General features: G+C 57.4%; 10 protein-coding genes, 1 tRNA gene and 1 pseudogene. 5 read left to right on the top strand and 7 right to left on the bottom strand.

Annotated features, from left to right (window positions below; all coding sequences use genetic code 11):
* The first annotated feature begins 172 nt into the window (after positions 1–172).
* Complete coding sequence (locus tag VF684_RS03760; protein WP_139734315.1) at positions 173–1,588, top strand: SLC13 family permease; 1,416 nt, start codon at positions 173–175, stop codon at positions 1,586–1,588.
* Positions 1,589–1,704: 116 nt separating this feature from the next.
* On the opposite strand, the gene VF684_RS03755 is transcribed toward VF684_RS03760, so the two are convergent.
* Both VF684_RS03755 and VF684_RS03750 read right to left on the bottom strand, forming a co-directional pair.
* A complete protein-coding gene (locus tag VF684_RS03755) occupies positions 1,705–2,691 on the bottom strand; it encodes a DUF481 domain-containing protein (protein ID WP_139440176.1) in 987 nt (328 codons plus the stop codon).
* Positions 2,692–2,730: 39 nt separating this feature from the next.
* Positions 2,731–3,693, bottom strand: a complete 963-nt coding sequence (locus tag VF684_RS03750; RefSeq protein WP_139440177.1) for a L,D-transpeptidase family protein — start codon at positions 3,691–3,693, stop codon at positions 2,731–2,733.
* Between the two features lie 377 nt (positions 3,694–4,070).
* Here VF684_RS03750 and VF684_RS03745 point away from each other — a divergent pair.
* Positions 4,071–4,160 (top strand) — tRNA-Ser (locus VF684_RS03745).
* A 182-nt stretch (positions 4,161–4,342) separates the two neighbouring features.
* On the opposite strand, the pseudogene VF684_RS03740 reads toward VF684_RS03745, so the two are convergent.
* The 4 genes and pseudogenes from VF684_RS03740 to nagB form a co-directional block, all read right to left on the bottom strand.
* A pseudogene (locus VF684_RS03740) lies at positions 4,343–5,381 on the bottom strand (IS481 family transposase).
* Positions 5,382–5,490: 109 nt separating this feature from the next.
* Positions 5,491–6,705, bottom strand: a complete 1,215-nt coding sequence (gene nagC / locus VF684_RS03735) for a DNA-binding transcriptional regulator NagC (RefSeq protein WP_120415258.1) — start codon at positions 6,703–6,705, stop codon at positions 5,491–5,493.
* A gap of 4 nt (positions 6,706–6,709) precedes the next feature.
* Entirely contained in the window at positions 6,710–7,855 is a 1,146-nt protein-coding gene (gene nagA / locus VF684_RS03730; protein ID WP_139440179.1) for an N-acetylglucosamine-6-phosphate deacetylase, read from the bottom strand.
* A 9-nt stretch (positions 7,856–7,864) separates the two neighbouring features.
* Positions 7,865–8,665, bottom strand: a complete 801-nt coding sequence (gene nagB / locus VF684_RS03725; protein WP_005334308.1) for a glucosamine-6-phosphate deaminase — start codon at positions 8,663–8,665, stop codon at positions 7,865–7,867.
* Between the two features lie 273 nt (positions 8,666–8,938).
* Between nagB and nagE the strand changes: the two genes are divergently transcribed.
* The 3 genes from nagE (at position 8,939) to glnS (ending at position 15,219) form a co-directional block, all read left to right on the top strand.
* Positions 8,939–10,417, top strand: coding sequence for an N-acetylglucosamine-specific PTS transporter subunit IIBC (gene nagE / locus VF684_RS03720; protein ID WP_076492426.1), 1,479 nt, complete (start codon positions 8,939–8,941; stop codon positions 10,415–10,417).
* 121 nt (positions 10,418–10,538) lie between these two features.
* Positions 10,539–13,202 (top strand): beta-N-acetylhexosaminidase, encoded by a 2,664-nt coding sequence (locus tag VF684_RS03715; RefSeq protein WP_440173800.1) that lies wholly within the window; start codon positions 10,539–10,541, stop codon positions 13,200–13,202.
* Positions 13,203–13,557: 355 nt separating this feature from the next.
* Positions 13,558–15,219: a glutamine--tRNA ligase gene (glnS, locus tag VF684_RS03710; RefSeq protein WP_005334302.1), complete on the top strand. Its 1,662-nt coding sequence runs from the start codon at positions 13,558–13,560 to the stop codon at positions 15,217–15,219.
* A gap of 116 nt (positions 15,220–15,335) precedes the next feature.
* Here the strand turns inward: glnS and fur are convergent, their stop codons facing one another.
* On the bottom strand, positions 15,336–15,764 hold the full coding sequence (gene fur / locus VF684_RS03705; protein WP_005334301.1) for a ferric iron uptake transcriptional regulator: 429 nt from the start codon (positions 15,762–15,764) through the stop codon (positions 15,336–15,338).
* Positions 15,765–16,000 lie beyond the last annotated feature (236 nt).

The raw sequence follows: 16,000 nt of genomic DNA, 5'->3' as shown, positions 1-16,000 counted from the left end.
CTTTTGCTGCAAGGGGTGAGCCGTCAGCCATAGCGCGCCGACCCCAGCTTGATATGACTCACAAAACGGTGCGCCGTGCAGTTAGCCAGCTCTCATTTTGGCGAGTTGGCCGCGTGAGGCGATAGCATGTTATGCCACTATTGGCTTCTTACTCCCGATCCTGGAGACAATAGTGCCCATCAATAACAAGATTATTCTGCCACTGCTGCTGAGCCTCACCATCCTGCTGATCCCGACCCAGTGGATCCCGCTGGAGGGGATCACTGTCATCGAGCAGCGGGTCGTGGCCATTTTCGTGCTGGCCGCTCTCTGCTGGATCCTGGAGCCCATCCCCATCTTCGCCACCTCGGTGCTGATCATCGTGCTGGAGCTGCTGTTGCTCTCCGACAAGGGGCTCTGGTTCATGACTGCCGACAAGGCTGAACCGGGCTTTGGTGAGCTGCTCAAGTCCACCGAGGTGATGGCGACGTTTGCCTCGCCGGTCATCATGCTGTTTCTCGGCGGTTTTTTCCTCGCTATTGCGGCGACCAAATACCATCTGGACGTCAATCTGGCGCGGGTGTTGCTGCGCCCGTTTGGTCAGGATCCCCGGATCGTCATGCTGGGGCTGATGTTGATCACCGCCACCTTCTCCATGTTTATGAGCAATACCGCCACCACCGCCATGATGCTGGCCATCCTTACCCCGGTGCTGGCGGCGTTCCCCGACAAGGACCCGGCCAAAATCGGCTTTGTGCTGGCCATTCCGCTGGCGGCCAACCTCGGGGGGATCGGCACTCCCATCGGCACTCCGCCCAACGCGGTGGCCCTCAAATACCTGACCGGCGAGCATGCCATCTCGTTCGGTCAGTGGATGGGATTTGCGGTGCCCTTTGTGGTATTGCTGTTGCTGCTCGGCTGGTTTCTGCTGGGGCGCTTCTTCCCGAGTACCCTCAAGCGGATGGATCTCAAGATTGAGGGGCGCTTTATGCAGACCCCTCGCGCTTGGGTGGTCTACCTCACCTTTATCACCACCATAGTGCTCTGGCTGCTGGGGGATCTCCACGGCATGAGTTCCTACGTGGTCGCCATGATCCCGGTAGCTGTGTTCCTGACCACCGGCATCATCACCAAGGACGATTTGCACAAGATCTCCCTCGACGTGCTCTGGCTGGTCTCGGGCGGTATCGCGCTGGGGCTGGCGCTGGAGGACTCCGGGTTGGCCGAGCGGCTCATCACCCATATTCCGTTCCACGAATACTCCACGCTGGCGGTGCTGATCGGCGCCTGTCTGCTGGCAGTGGTGATGGCCAACTTTATGTCCAACACCGCAACCGCCAACCTGCTGCTGCCACTGGTGGCGGCACTGGCGGTCAGCATGCCGGAGCTGGCCGAGTGGGGCGGCAGTCATACCCTGATCCTGGCGGTCACCATTTCGGTTTCGCTCGGGATGTCTCTGCCCATCAGTACCCCGCCCAATGCGCTGGCTCACGCTACCGGTCTGGTGGAGAGTCACCAGATGGTGCGTATCGGTGTCATCATGGGGTTGGTCGGCACACTGCTGGCGATGGTATGGATCTACCAGATTGCCGCTTGGGGGCTGATCTGAGCGTACGGCCGGTTTCTCATCTGTTGCCTGCTCCATCATCGGAGAAGTGCCATGGCAGGTGATGACCAAAACAGAAAGAGGAGCCAACTTGGCTCCTCTTTCTGTTTGCAGTTGACTCAGAAACTGGCGCCCAGATTGAGCAGGTGCCTGAATTCGGTCTCTTTGTACTTTTGCTCGAGGCCGACGAAATGCACTTCGCCATCTTCCCACTCCATCTCGCTCGACCAGGAGAGGCGCAGGTGGTCGTTGAAGTAGTAGCGCAGGCCCACGCTGCCGGTCACATCTCGATTCAGAGTGATATAGGGTGAGGGTTGATCCAGATAGAGCAGATAGCGCCCCTGACTGAACAGCTCCAGTTTTTCCCGCCATATCGGGATGGGTTGGCGATAATCCCAGTTCATGCTGGCAAAGGGGTAGTCGATGATCCGGTTGCCTTTGAAGAGCAACCCAATCCCGCTCTCTTCTCTGAAGTAGGCCTTGCGCAGACCCCCTTGTGCTACGAACTCCAGCCGACGGCGCTTCTCGTTCCAGAAGCGGTAACCCGGCCCGGTACCATAGTCGAGGCTGAGGTAGTTGCTTTCCAGCATGTCATATTCGGCATTGAGCGAGCTGCGCACAAACCACTGCTGATCGAAAAAGTAGTCAATGGTCGGGTTCAGTTTGTAGTCGTGGTTATCGGTGGCGCTGTCAGACGTTTCGTAGGAGTACTCTCCGGAGAAGCTGTAGCGCCAGTCCAGATTGGCCAACTCGGTCTTGCCCTTGAAGTTGACGTTGTTGGTGTGCTTGTCCTTGTGTTTGAGCTTGATGTTGAGATCGCCACTACCGGTCCAGAGCCAGGCCTTGCGTTCATCCTGCTCATCCTTGAACAGGGTGAATCCACCTTTGGCGGTCGCCTTGGGTTTATCCTGATGCTCTAGTCGCCAGCGCTTGATGGCATCCCGCTTGACGGTAACGGCACCGGTATAGGGCAAAGAGATGCGTACCGACTCATCGCCAATCTCTTCGATGTTGCCGGTCAGACGATCGCCATTGTTCATCCAGAGAATGTCCTTGGCCCACAAGGAGTGACAGGCCAACAGGAGTAGGAGGGGCAGGTATTTCATGAGGAAAGGTGACTCCGGTGCGACTCGGGCGCTGGTGACTTAACCACTGACAAGCTGGCTGCTGATGGGGCGGGGCAGGCCATTTTTGTTCTCCAGCGCCGCCGTCACCTCATCCTGCATCACGTCAGGTGCGCTGATAAAGCTCTCTATGGCCGGTGATAACATCAGCGGGGCGCCATTTTCAAGCTCCTCTTCGGTGCGGGAGAGCGGGGAGTGTACCTCCAGCCAGCGCCGACCATCCGGTTCGATGGCGACCTTGACCGGTTGATTGATGACCCGCACCGGCGTGCCGATCGGCACAATCTTGAACAGGGCCTCGATATCGTCAGGTCGCAGCCGGATGCAGCCTGCACTTACCCGCAGGCCAACGCCAAAATCCTTGTTGGTGCCGTGGATCAGGTAGTCGCGCTTGCCATAGCCAAGGCGCATGGCGAACTTGCCAAGGGGATTCTCCGGGCCGGGGGGCACCACGGCGGGCAGGGTGATCCCTTTTTGCTCCAGCCAGGATTTGCGCACCATGGGGCCGGGTACCCAAGTCGGGTTGGGATTCTTCTCGATGACGGTGGTGGTCATCTCGGGTGTTTCGCGGCCGATATCGCCAATCCCGATGGGCAGCACGATGACCTCATTCTTCCCTTTGGGGAAGTAGTAGAGGCGCAGTTCGGGCAGATTGATGACGATCCCCTCGCGAGGCACATCAGGCAGCAGCATCTGGGTGGGCAGCGTCAAACGGGTGCCCGGCTTGGGTAAATAGGGGTCTACACCCGGATTTGCCTCAAGCAGTGCCAAAAATCCAATTTGCGTATTTTTGCCAACCAGCTCCAGATGTTCATTCTGCTGGATAATGTAATCCTCCAGCTCACCGATGAGGCGACTCCCGGCAGGTGGCAGCGGGTAGCGTTTGGCCTCTGCCTCTGCCGGCGCGGCGCAAAGCAGGATCGCTGCCAGCAGCATGGAAAGGGCAGGCGTTATGGAGAGGGGCATGAATTTTGGCAATCGCATAAGGAGATCCATCAGTTCAATCGGGGCGGAACATCATCAACACAGCCGCCATAATGGCGCGATTGTTCCTCAATCAGCCCATGATTACCAGCTTGCCGCGCACCCGCAATGATGTGGGGATACATAGGAAACCGGCCAAAATCGGCATCACCCATAAATTTGAGCGCTAAGTAGGAAAAAGAGACGCCTCATGGCAATGGGTGAATATCACGATATGGTTAATGTCGGGTGGATGCAGGGCTATACAGGGTGGCCTCGCAACGCGAACAGCACGCGCCGCATTGTGAGCCTGCTCCCAGATAGCTGATTCAGCCATTTGATATCTAAGAAATTTTTATTGCATCCTCGGCCCAGCTTGGGTAAAAATCTCTCCCCATGGAGAGATGCCGGAGTGGCCGAACGGGATTGACTCGAAATCAATTGTGGCAGCAATGCCACCCAGGGTTCGAATCCCTGTCTCTCCGCCATATAAAAAGCTCAACCTTTTGATTGGGTTGGGCTTTTTCATTTTTTTCTTTTTCTAGTATGCCATTTGGTGTCGGCTGACATACTACCAGGGTGGATTGCATTGGACATCGATCCAGTCATGTGTCCACGTATTTTTACAGATCTAGTTATCGCTTGACTCCGCCTCAAACCGGTGTTTTGTTTACGCTACTTTAATGCGCACTTCCTTCGGCATCAATTTCAGACCCTTCCTGAACATGCAGTAGGGGGTTTGCCCCTCCATCATCCTGCCCTGATGTGGTCGTTGGGTGTTGTAGTGCTCCAGGTAGCTATCCAGGTCTGTCTGCATCTGCTCTACCGACTCATACCAGGTCGTTCTCCCCTTGATACGGAAGTGTTCATCCAGCAAGGTTCGATGCAGTCGCTCGATAAAGCCGTTGCTCTGCGGCCTGCGCACCTTGGTGGTTCGGTGCTCAATCCCCTCCAGTTGCAGGAACAGCTCGTAGGGATGGTGGTCAGGGCGCCCACAGAACTCGGCCCTTTATCCGACAGGATGGTATAGACCTGTGCCTCGTGGGCCTCGAAAAATGGCAGCACCGTTTCATTGAGCACATGAACCGAGGTCACCGGCAGCTTGCTGGTGTAGAGCCACCCCCAAGCGTGGCGGCTGTAGCAGTCCAGCACCGTTTGCAGATACACCTTACCAACTCTCTTGAGCGCGCCGACGAAGAAGGTGTCGATCGCCACCAGTTCCCGGTGTAGTGAACCTCTATCTGGCGTTCGCGGAACTCGGGGCTAAAGCGTTCTAACAGCCGAATTTGCTCGTCATTGAGCTCAATAGTCTGCTCGAGGTGGGTTTTCTCGAGGCGCAACAAGCGGTCGTGTTTGGAGAGCAGGTCATGACGTTGCCACACGCCACGCACACCACCCGCACTGACATTGATACCTTACAGAGCCAGTTCTTGGGCGACCCGCAGCGGGCCGTGAGTAGGCCTGGTGAGGGAGTAATCGAGGATGGCCTGTTCAATCTCGGGTGCAACCCGATTGGGATGAGCCCCTTTACACCCGGGCAATTTGTCGAGCAATCCCTCGGCGCCATAGGTCTGGTAGTTACGGCGAATTTCGTAGAACTGCTGACGGCTGTAGCCGATGAGTTTGCAGGCTTTGCTGACGTTATTGAGCTCTTTGGCGAGCTCTAGCATGCTGAGTTTGCGACGTGCTACTTTCTCGTTGGTGGGCATACGGTGACTCCGGATAACACGGTAGGGGGACCGTTTTGTTATCCGGTTTGAAGCCGTATGACCACTCCCTTTGTGGACAACTATCAGGTGAATACCATCTCCATACACATTATTTCTGCTCCATGATGATCTGCAGCAGATCCCCCTCCAGCAGGGCGCGCTTGACCAGTGCAAAGCCGCCATAGGTCGGCTGGTTCTGGAAGCGGGCTTTCACGATGGGCAGGCCACGGTGGAAGCTCGGCAGGGATTGATGCTCGACGCAGCGACGGATGGCCGGGAAGAGGATCTCTTCGGCGGCGGTGATTTCGCCGGCGATCAGCACCTTTTGCGGGTTAAAGAGGTTGACCGTGATGGCTACCGCCCGTCCCAGATGTTCGCCGACGTTCTCGATGACGCTGCGAGCCAGTTCGTCGCCCGCCAGCGCCGCCTTGCACACCTCCTGAATGGTGATGTGCTTCTCCTGCAGCGAGCTCTGGTGGCCGCGGCTGATAAGCTCCTTCACCTTGTCGATGATCGCTTCGTTGGAGGCGATGGTCTCGAGGCAGCCGAAGTTGCCACAGTGACAGCGCTTGCCGAGCGGCTCGACCTGGATATGGCCGATCTCGCCGACGTTGCGGTTCTGGCCGAGGAACACCTGACCCTTGGTGATGATCCCCGAGCCCGTCCCCTGGTGAACACTCACCAGAATGGAGTCCATGCAGTCGCGGGACTCGCCGAAGAAGTGTTCGGCCAGTGCCAGAGAGCGGGTGTCGTTGCCGACGTAGCAGGGGAGGTTGAAGTGGTTCTCAAGCAGCTTCGCCAATCCCAGATTGCGGATCTGGTACTTGGGGGTGTAGATGACCATGCCGGATTCCGGGTTGACCAGACCCGGCATGGTCAGCGCGATGCTGATGAGGTTGCGACAACGTTCGCGGTTGGCATCGATAAAGGCGCCAATCTCTCGCAGCAGCATGTCGACCACGGGTTGCTGGTCGATCTCGGTCACCTGAATGACGTGCTGGTCGAGCTCCTTGCCATCGAGGTCATAGAGACTCAGTTGCAGGTAGCCGCGGCCCAGCTTGGCAGAGACAAACTGAAAGCGATGTTTGATGGTGGTCAGGGAGATGGCACGCCGCCCGCCGGTTGAGGCTTGCGGAGAGGTCTCCTTGATCAGGCCATGCTCGATCAGTTGCCGGGTTATTTTGGTCACGCTGGCCGGGGCCAGCTGACTCAACTCGGCAATCTTGACCCGGGAGATGGGGCCTTGCAGGTCGATGAGCCGATACACGGCTGCACTGTTGACCTGCTTGATAAGATCTACGTTTGCTATTTGTCCGCCAGTCATGATGTCACTGTTGTGTGTAGTGTCCGTTAACCACGGTCCCACGGACCGTGAAGTCCTGATCGAAGACAGTGAGGTTGGCTACTTTACCGACCTGGATACTACCGAGACGTGAGTCCCATCCAATGGCGCGAGCGGGGTAGAGGCTGGCCATTCTCAGTGCTTCATCGAGCGGTAATCCGACCTGCTTGACCAGATTTTCCACCCCCTCAATCATGGTGAGGGAGGAACCGCCGAGTGTACCATTCTCGTCGACACACTGACCATCGCGTAAAAAGACGGTGGTGCCACAAAAATCAAATTTCTCAAAGCCTTCCGGCGCTCCGGCTGCTGCGGTGGCATCGGTGACCAGCACCAGTCGCTCCCCCAGCGCCTTGTGAGCCAGACGCACGTTGGCCCAGTGCACATGGTGGCCATCGACAATGATGCCCGCATAGACATCCTTGCGATCATAGATGGCGCCCACGACGCCCGGCTCGCGACCGTTGAGGGTCGGAGTCATGGCGTTGTAGAGGTGGGTCGCAAAGCGAATACCGTTATCGAACCCGGCCATGGCCTGATCGTAACTGGCGGCAGTATGACCGGCCGAGACCAGAATGCCCGCTTCCACCAGACGGCGGATATGGGCCGGATCGTTGCGCTCCGGTGCCAGGGTGATTTTGGTGATGGCATCCGCGTTGGCGCAGAAGAAGTCGATCATCTCGTCCGCTGGCTGGCGAATTTGCGCGGCAGGGTGGATCCCCTTGCGCTTGAGGTTGGTGTAAGGCCCTTCCAGATGGACGCCCAGCACCTCGTTGGGGTGTGCAGCCATGTAGTCACGGGTCACCGCAACGGCCTGCTTCATGTCGGCATCCGGACTGGTGATCAGGGTCGGCAGGAAGCTGGTGGTACCGGATTTGAGGTTGGCCGCCTGCATGGTTGCCAGGGTCTCGACCGTGATGTCGGTGTTGAACATCACCCCGCCACAGCCGTTGAGCTGCACGTCGATAAAACCGGCGGTCAGGTTGGCGCCTTTGAGGTCAATCAGCTCGATGCCCGCAGGCAGTTCGGCTAGGTGAGAGATGGCGACAATCTTGTCGCCCTCGATAAGCACCCCGTAGCCGGTCAGCACGCAGCTGCCGGTGTAGAGGGTGCAGTTGGTCAATGCGTACATGACGACTCCTTACAGACGGCCGATGTTGGCGGCTTCCAGCTGCTGGAAGTAGCGAACGGTCTTGACCTTGAGCTCCATGGTGGAGGGCTCGTCGCACACCATCATTCCCTTCGGATGCAGTTGCAGGGTGGAGATGGTCCACATGTGGTTGACGCTGCCTTCCACGGCGGCCTGCAGGGCCAGTGCCTTGCCGTGACCGGTGACCAGGATCATGATCTCTTCCGCATCCATCAGGGTGCCGACACCCACGGTCAGGGCCAGCTTGGGCACCTGCTCCATGTCGCCACCGAAGAAGCGGGAGTTGGCGATACGGGTATCTTCGGTCAGGGTCTTGACCCGCGTGCGGGAGGAGAGAGAAGAGGCCGGTTCGTTGAACGCGATGTGGCCGTCGTTACCCACGCCACCCATGAACAGGTGGATCTTGCCGTAGGACTTGATCTTGTCTTCGTAGCGCTTGCACTCGGCCACCAGATCCTCGGCATTGCCGTTGAGGATGTTTATGTTCTCGGGACGAATGTCGATGTGGCTGAAGAAGTTGTTGTGCATGAAGCTGTGGTAGCTCTCCGGGTGATCTTCCGGCAGGCCGACGTACTCGTCCATGTTGAAGGTGACCACGTTCTGGAAGCTCACTTCACCGGCTTTGTGCAACTCGATCAGGCGCTTGTAGGTGTTGAGCGGAGTGCCACCGGTGGGCAGGCCCAGTACGAAAGGGCGATCGCTGGTCGGCTTGAACGCGTTGATGCGGTCAACGATGTAACGAGCAGACCACAGGCCTACTTGGCTGGCAGATTTCAACGGGATCAGGCGCATATGGGATACCTCTGTGTCGGGTTGCGACCGGTTTGGCGGTGGCAATTGGCTAAGACGGATTCAAGTTGTTTTATAGCGTAAATAAAGATTGCGAACTAAGCCACATCTATCCACCACCTTTATCTTGTTTGGGTGATAACGATCACGATTATCGGTTTATTAATTTGCGCAGCGAAATAAAAGCCCTAGACTGCCAATCAAGCCTTGATGGCTTATGCGTCAAACGTGATAAGCACTTAATTTCTAGAAAAACATTAACTAAGGAGAGGAACCGTGAACATTCTCGGTTATTTGCAAAAGATCGGCCGTGCCCTGATGGTGCCGGTAGCGGTATTGCCTGCCGCAGCGATCCTGATGGGGGTTGGCTACTGGATTGACCCGAATGGTTGGGGTGGTGACAGCGCGCTGGCTGCCTTCCTGATTAAAGCGGGCGCAGCCATTATCGATAACATGTCCGTACTGTTCGCAGTCGGTGTCGCTTACGGTATGTCCAAGGATAAAGACGGTTCTGCTGCTCTGGCAGGTCTGGTCGGCTTCCTGGTCGTTACCACCCTGCTGAGCCCGGGCGCTGTGGCCCAGATCAAGAGCATCCCGGTGGAGCAGGTTCCTGCCGCGTTTGCCAAGATCAGCAACCAGTTCGTGGGTATCCTGTGTGGTGTTATCGCCGCTGAGCTGTACAACCGCTTCAGCAGCGTCGAGCTGCACAAGGCACTCTCCTTCTTCTCCGGTCGTCGTCTGGTACCGATCGTAACCTCCGTGGTGATGATCGTCGTATCTTTCATCCTGATGGCCGTATGGCCGGCAATCTACGGTGGTCTGGTCTCCTTCGGTGAGTCCATCGTGAGCCTGGGCTCTACCGGTGCCGGTATCTACGCCTTCTTCAACCGTCTGCTGATCCCGATCGGTCTGCACCACGCCCTGAACTCCGTGTTCTGGTTCAACGTGGCCGGTATCAACGACATCCCGAACTTCCTGGGTGGTCAGGCTACCATCGATGCCGCTCTGGCCGCTGGCAAGAGCCTGGATCAGGTGAAAGGCGTGGTCGGTATGTACCAGGCTGGCTTCTTCCCCATCATGATGTTCGGTCTGCCGGGTGCCGCTCTGGCCATCTACCACTCCGCCAAGAAAGAGAACAAAGAGAAAGTTGCTTCCATCATGATCGCAGCTGCCTTTGCCTCCTTCTTCACCGGTGTTACCGAGCCGCTCGAGTTCTCCTTCATGTTCGTGGCGCCGGTACTGTATGTCATCCACGCCGTACTGACCGGTATCTCCGTGTTCATCGCTGCCTCCATGCAGTGGATGGCCGGTTTCGGTTTCAGTGCCGGTCTGGTGGATATGGTGCTCTCCAGCCGTAACCCGCTGGCGACCAACTGGTACATGCTGATCCCTCAGGGTCTGGTCTTCTTCGGCCTCTACTACACCGTGTTCCGCGTAGTGATTGCCAAGCTGAACCTGAAAACCCCGGGTCGTGAAGATGATGAAGAGACTGCTCCGGCTGCCGCTCAATCTACCAACCGTACCGAGCTGGCCAAGCAATACCTGGAAGTGCTGGGTGGTCAAGAGAACCTGGTCTCCATCGATGCCTGCATCACCCGTCTGCGTCTGACTCTGAAAGACCGCAGCATCGTCGATGAGCGCAAGCTGAAAGCCCTGGGTGCGGCCGGTGTGGTCAAACTCGGTGAGCAGAACCTGCAGGTGATTCTGGGCCCATTGGCCGAAATCATCGCCGGTGAGATGAAAGCCCTGCGTTAATCGAGCGACTCGCTCACCTCAAGTCTAAGTCCATTGTTGACATAACTAAGGGCCCCGCTCAGGGGCCCCATATAAAAAAGCCAAGAAAATCCAACCTTTACTTCAAATGAGAGCAGCAGTTATGAACTTGAAACATTCTCTGTTAGCCATTGCCATGTCTACCGTTTTTGTCAGCCAGGTCCAGGCAGCCGATGCCGCCAAGCAGGCCGTGGTCGACTCCCTCGCCAACAACCTGGTGGTCAAGTATGAAGTGGTCACCAACGACGGTGCCGGTGCCGGCCTCGATTGCCAGGCGCTCGGTTCCGAGTGGGCGAGCTGTGGCGTTGCCAAGCTGCACCTGACCAATACCGGTGCGGACGTGACCTCCAAAGACTGGAGCATCTACGTCTCCTCCATCCGTCGTATCCAGCGTGTGGATAACGACCAGTTCACCATCACTCACCTGACCGGCGATCTCTATCGTTTGACGCCAACCGAGAAGTTCCAGGGCTTTGCCAAGGATGCCACGGTCGAAGTGCCGCTGGTGGTGGAATACTGGGTACTGTTCGAATCTGACATCATGCCGAACTGGTATGTCGCCAGCGAAGGTGCCGAGCCGAAAGTACTGGCCAGCATGAGCAACATCAATGATGCCAGCACCTACGAGAAGCCGATGCCGGCTGATGGCTGGAAGCGTACCAAGGATGACAAGAACATCCTGATGAACAGCGAGACCCGTTTCGCAGCCAACCAGACCAGTACCCTGCTGCCGGCTGGCAAGATTGACAACCAGATCCTGCCGACCCCGATGAAGCAGGTAGTTAAAGCTGGCCCGCAGGTTGACTTCTCCACCATCAAACTCAATGCCCTGGACTTGCCGAGCGATCGCGCCGAGGCCCTGAAGGCTCAACTGACCAAGCTGGGTGTTACCCTCTCCGACACCGGCTACCCGGTGACCATCAAGCTCGGCAGCAAGCTCAAGCAGGCTGAAGGCTATGACATGACCATCGGTCAGAAGGGCACAGTGATCCAGGGTCGCGACATCGACGGGGCATTCTGGGGTGCACAATCCCTGATCTCCCTGCTGGGTGTTGATGACAAGCTGGTGAGCCCGATGACCGTCGAGGATGCACCGCGCTTTGAATACCGTGGCATGCAGACCGACGTGGCCCGCCACTTCCGCAGCCTGGATACCATGAAGAAGCTGGTTGACCAGATGTCTGCCATGAAGCTCAACGTGCTGCACCTTGGCCTGACCAACGATGAAGGCTGGCGTCTGGAAATCCCGGGTCTGCCGGAGCTGACCCAGGTCGGTAGCCAGCGTTGCCACGACGAGTCCGAAACCAAGTGCCTGATGCCGCAGCTGGGTTCCGGCCCGACCAGCGACAACCAGGGTTCCGGTTTCTACAGCAAGTCTGACTACGTGGATCTGGTGCGTTATGCCAAGGCCCGCGGTGTGACCGTGATCCCCGAAATCAACATGCCGGCCCACGCCCGTGCTGCCGTGGTCTCCATGGAAGCGCGCTACAAGCGTCTGATGTCGGAAGGCAAAGAAGCGGAAGCCAACCAGTTCCGTCTGACTGATCCGGCTGACACCTCCAACGTCACCTCAGTCCAGTTCTACGACAAGATGTCCTTCATCAACCCTTGCCAGCCAGGTGCTGCCACCTTCGTGGCCAAGGTAATGGATGAAGTTGCCCAGATGCACCAGGCCGCCGGTCAGCCGCTGACCGCATGGCACTACGGTGGCGATGAGGCGAAGAACATCATGCAGGGTGGTGGCTATCAGGATCCGGCCGTCACCAAGAAAGAAGAGCTGGTCGCCTGGAAAGGCAACGTCGACTCCAGCAAGCAGGACAAGCCGTTTGGCAAGTCCCCGATGTGCCAGAAGATGATCGACGAAGGCAAGATCAAGGAAGTGGGCGAGCTGCCGGTTTACTTCGCCAAGGAAGTGGGCCAGATGGTCAAAGACCGCGGCTTCTCTACCCTGCAGGCGTGGGAAGATGGTCTGAAGTACGCCAGCGGTGCCAAGGACTTCGCCACCGACAACACCCGTGTCAACTTCTGGGAAACCCTCTACTGGGGTGGCTTCAACGAAGCGATGAAGTGGGCGCACAAGGGTTACCAAGTGGTGCTGTCCAACCCGGATTACCTCTACTTCGACTTCCCGAACGAAGTACACCCGGCCGAGCGTGGCTACTACTGGGCAACCCGTTTCAACGACACCCGCAAGGTGTTTGCCTTCGCCCCGGAAAACCTGCCGCAGAACGCCGAGACCTCGGTTGACCGCGACGGCAACGCCTTCGTGGCCAAGGGTGACCAGGATCCGGTCAAGTTCAAGGGGATCTCCGGTCAGCAGTGGAGTGAAACCGTGCGTACCGATGCTCAGTACGAGTACATGGTCTACCCGCGTATCTTCTCCGTGGCCGAGCGTGCCTGGCACAAAGGTGGCTTCGAGCTGAACTATGTGAAGGGGCGTGAGTTCTCCGGCGAGACCAAGTTCGTCAACAAGGCCACCCTCAACAAAGAGTGGAACCAGTTTGCCAACGTACTGGGTCAGCGCGTGCTGCCGAAACTGGATCAGGCAGGTGTTGAATACCGCCTCTCCGTACCGGGTGCCAAGGTAGTGAACGGTGTGCTGGAAGCGAACGTGGATCTGCCGGGTCTGCCCATCCAGTACAGCCTGGACGGTACCAACTGGAGTGCCTATGACGCAGCAGCCAAGCCGAGCGTGAATGGCAAGGTCTACCTGCGTACCACCAGCTTCGATGGCAAGCGCACCAGCCGCGTCACCGAACTGAACTGATAGCAGTCAACCGTTAACATTAGGTGGGTCGCAAGACCCGCCTTTCCCAAGGGCGATGGCGCATCGGGTTTGGGAAAGGTTGACTGTGCGTGTGAGCCTTTGTTGTGTGTAATTGTCTGTTTTGTGTTTTTCATCACTTTCAGCCCCGCCTAGTGCGGGGCTTTTTTATGCATTTAGTGTGCAATGTGCCAAGCCACGCCGTTTTTAGCGGTGCAATGGCCGGGAAATGGCCCGGAAGTGTCAAATTCAGGTTGAGACAGCGCCCGTAATAAGGGATCATACCCGGCTTGACGGCGGGGGGATGAGGGTGCCAGCCGGCACAACTTCCGCCAGTGACGCTTTTTTGAGGTGAGCCATGAGTCAGGCGAACAGCCCAACTAACTTTATTCGTCAGATCATTGATGAAGATCTGGCCAGCGGTAAGCACAGCAGCGTGCATACCCGTTTCCCGCCCGAGCCGAACGGTTATCTCCATATCGGCCACGCCAAATCCATCTGCCTGAACTTCGGCATCGCCCGCGACTATCAGGGCCAGTGCAACCTGCGTTTCGATGACACCAACCCGGTGAAGGAAGATATCGAGTACGTAGAGTCCATCAAGCAGGACGTACAGTGGCTCGGCTTCCAGTGGAACGGCGAGATCTGCTACTCCTCCGACTATTTCGACAAGCTGCACGGCTACGCCATCGAGCTGATTGAAAAGGGTCTGGCCTATGTGGACGAGCTGACGCCCGAGCAGATGCGTGAGTACCGTGGCACCCTGACTGAAGCTGGCAAGAACAGCCCGTTCCGCGATCGCAGCGTGGAAGAGAACCTGGCGCTGTTTGCCAAGATGAAGAACGGCGAGTTCGCCGAAGGCACCGCCTGCCTGCGCGCCAAGATCGACATGGCATCCCCCTTCATGGTGATGCGTGATCCGGTTATCTACCGCATCAAGTTTGCCCACCATCACCAGACCGGTGACAAGTGGTGCATCTACCCGATGTATGACTTCACCCACTGCATCTCGGACGCGCTGGAAGGGATCACCCACTCCATCTGTACCCTGGAGTTCCAGGACAACCGTCGTCTGTACGACTGGGTGCTGGACAACATCACCATCGACTGCCACCCCCGTCAGTACGAGTTCTCTCGTCTGAACCTCGAATACACCGTCATGTCCAAGCGCAAGCTGAACCTGCTGGTGACCGAGAAGCACGTCGATGGTTGGGACGACCCGCGCATGCTGACCGTCTCCGGTCTGCGTCGTCGTGGTTACACCCCGGCCTCCATCCGCGAGTTCTGCAAGCGCATCGGTGTGACCAAGCAGGACAACATCGTCGAGATGAGCATGCTGGAAGCCTGCATCCGCGAAGACCTCAACGAGCATGCACCGCGCGCCATGGCCGTGCTGCACCCGGTGAAAGTGGTCATCGAGAACCTGGCTGCCGACGAAGTGCTGACTGCCCCGGCCCACCCGAGCAATGCCGAGATGGGTACCCGCGAGTTGAACTTCACCCGCGAGATCTTCATCGATGAAGCGGACTTCAAAGAAGAGGCGAACAAGCAGTTCAAGCGTCTGGTGCTGGGCAAGGAAGTGCGTCTGCGCAATGCCTATGTGATCAAGGCCGAGCGCATCGAGAAAGATGCCGATGGCAAGGTCACCTGCATCTACTGCTCCTACGACCCCGAGACTCTGGGCAAGGATCCGGCCGATGGCCGCAAGGTGAAAGGGGTGATCCACTGGGTCAGCGCCACTCACTCCCTGCCAGCGGAAGTGCGTCTTTACGACCGTCTGTTCAAGGTGCCGAACCCGGGCGCCGAGGATGACTTTGAAGCTGCGCTGAACCCGGAATCCCTGGTGATCATCGAGGGGGCCCGTGTCGAGGCTTCGCTCAAGAACGCCAAGCCGGAGCAGGCTTACCAGTTCGAGCGTGAAGGTTACTTCTGCGCCGACAACAAGCTCTCCAGCCCGGAGCATCTGGTGTTCAACCGCACCGTTGCCCTGCGTGACTCCTGGGGCAAGGTAGAAGGCTAAGCCGATGGGGCAGGGGAGACTCTGCCCTGTGTGCTGCCAGCGGCCTGCGCCGGACAATAAAAAAGCCAGCATCAGCTGGCTTTTTTATTGTCCGTTATCTGCAAGTCGCGGCCGACTTATTCGTCGTGCTTGCACTCACCGGTAGCACAGTGACCGTAGAGGTAGAGGCTGTGGTTGGTGAGACGGATATTGAATTTCTTGGCGATCTCGCGCTGGCGCTGTTCGATCACTTCGTCGGAGAACTCGATCACCTTGCCGCAGTCGAGGCAAACCAGGTGGTCGTGGTGCTCCTGAGTGGCCAGCTCGAATACCGACTTGCCACCTTCGAAGTGGTGACGGGTAACGATACCGGCATCATCAAACTGGTTGAGAACGCGATAGACGGTAGCGAGACCAATCTCTTCACCCAGGTCGATCAGTCGTTTATAGAGATCTTCGGCGCTGGTGTGCTGGCAATCCGGCTGTTGCAGGATTTCCAGGATTTTGACCCGGGGCAAGGTGATCTTGAGCCCGGCCTTTTTTAACGCTTGGTTGTTGTCTGCCATATTCTACTTATTCGCATTCTCGAAGGTGGGGTTATTCTGATGGACTGCCGCAGGAATGGCAACCTTGAACTCGCTTGGCCTGTCATTATAGGTCGTAGCCTCCCTAAAAATAAACCCAGCAATTCAAGGGGTTTAGCCATAAATGGCCGGTTGGATTGAAATAATCAATCGTGTCGTCCGACTTGCTGGCATGGCAGATGTTGATAAGATGTAACTTTCATATTCTGGTCGGATGA

It is taken from the genome of Aeromonas sp. Lyrl_2, from assembly GCF_051948815.1.
Lineage (GTDB): Bacteria > Pseudomonadota > Gammaproteobacteria > Enterobacterales > Aeromonadaceae > Aeromonas > Aeromonas veronii.
The sequence above is the reverse complement of the archived record's forward strand: the minus strand, read 5'-3'. Positions and strand labels throughout refer to the sequence as shown.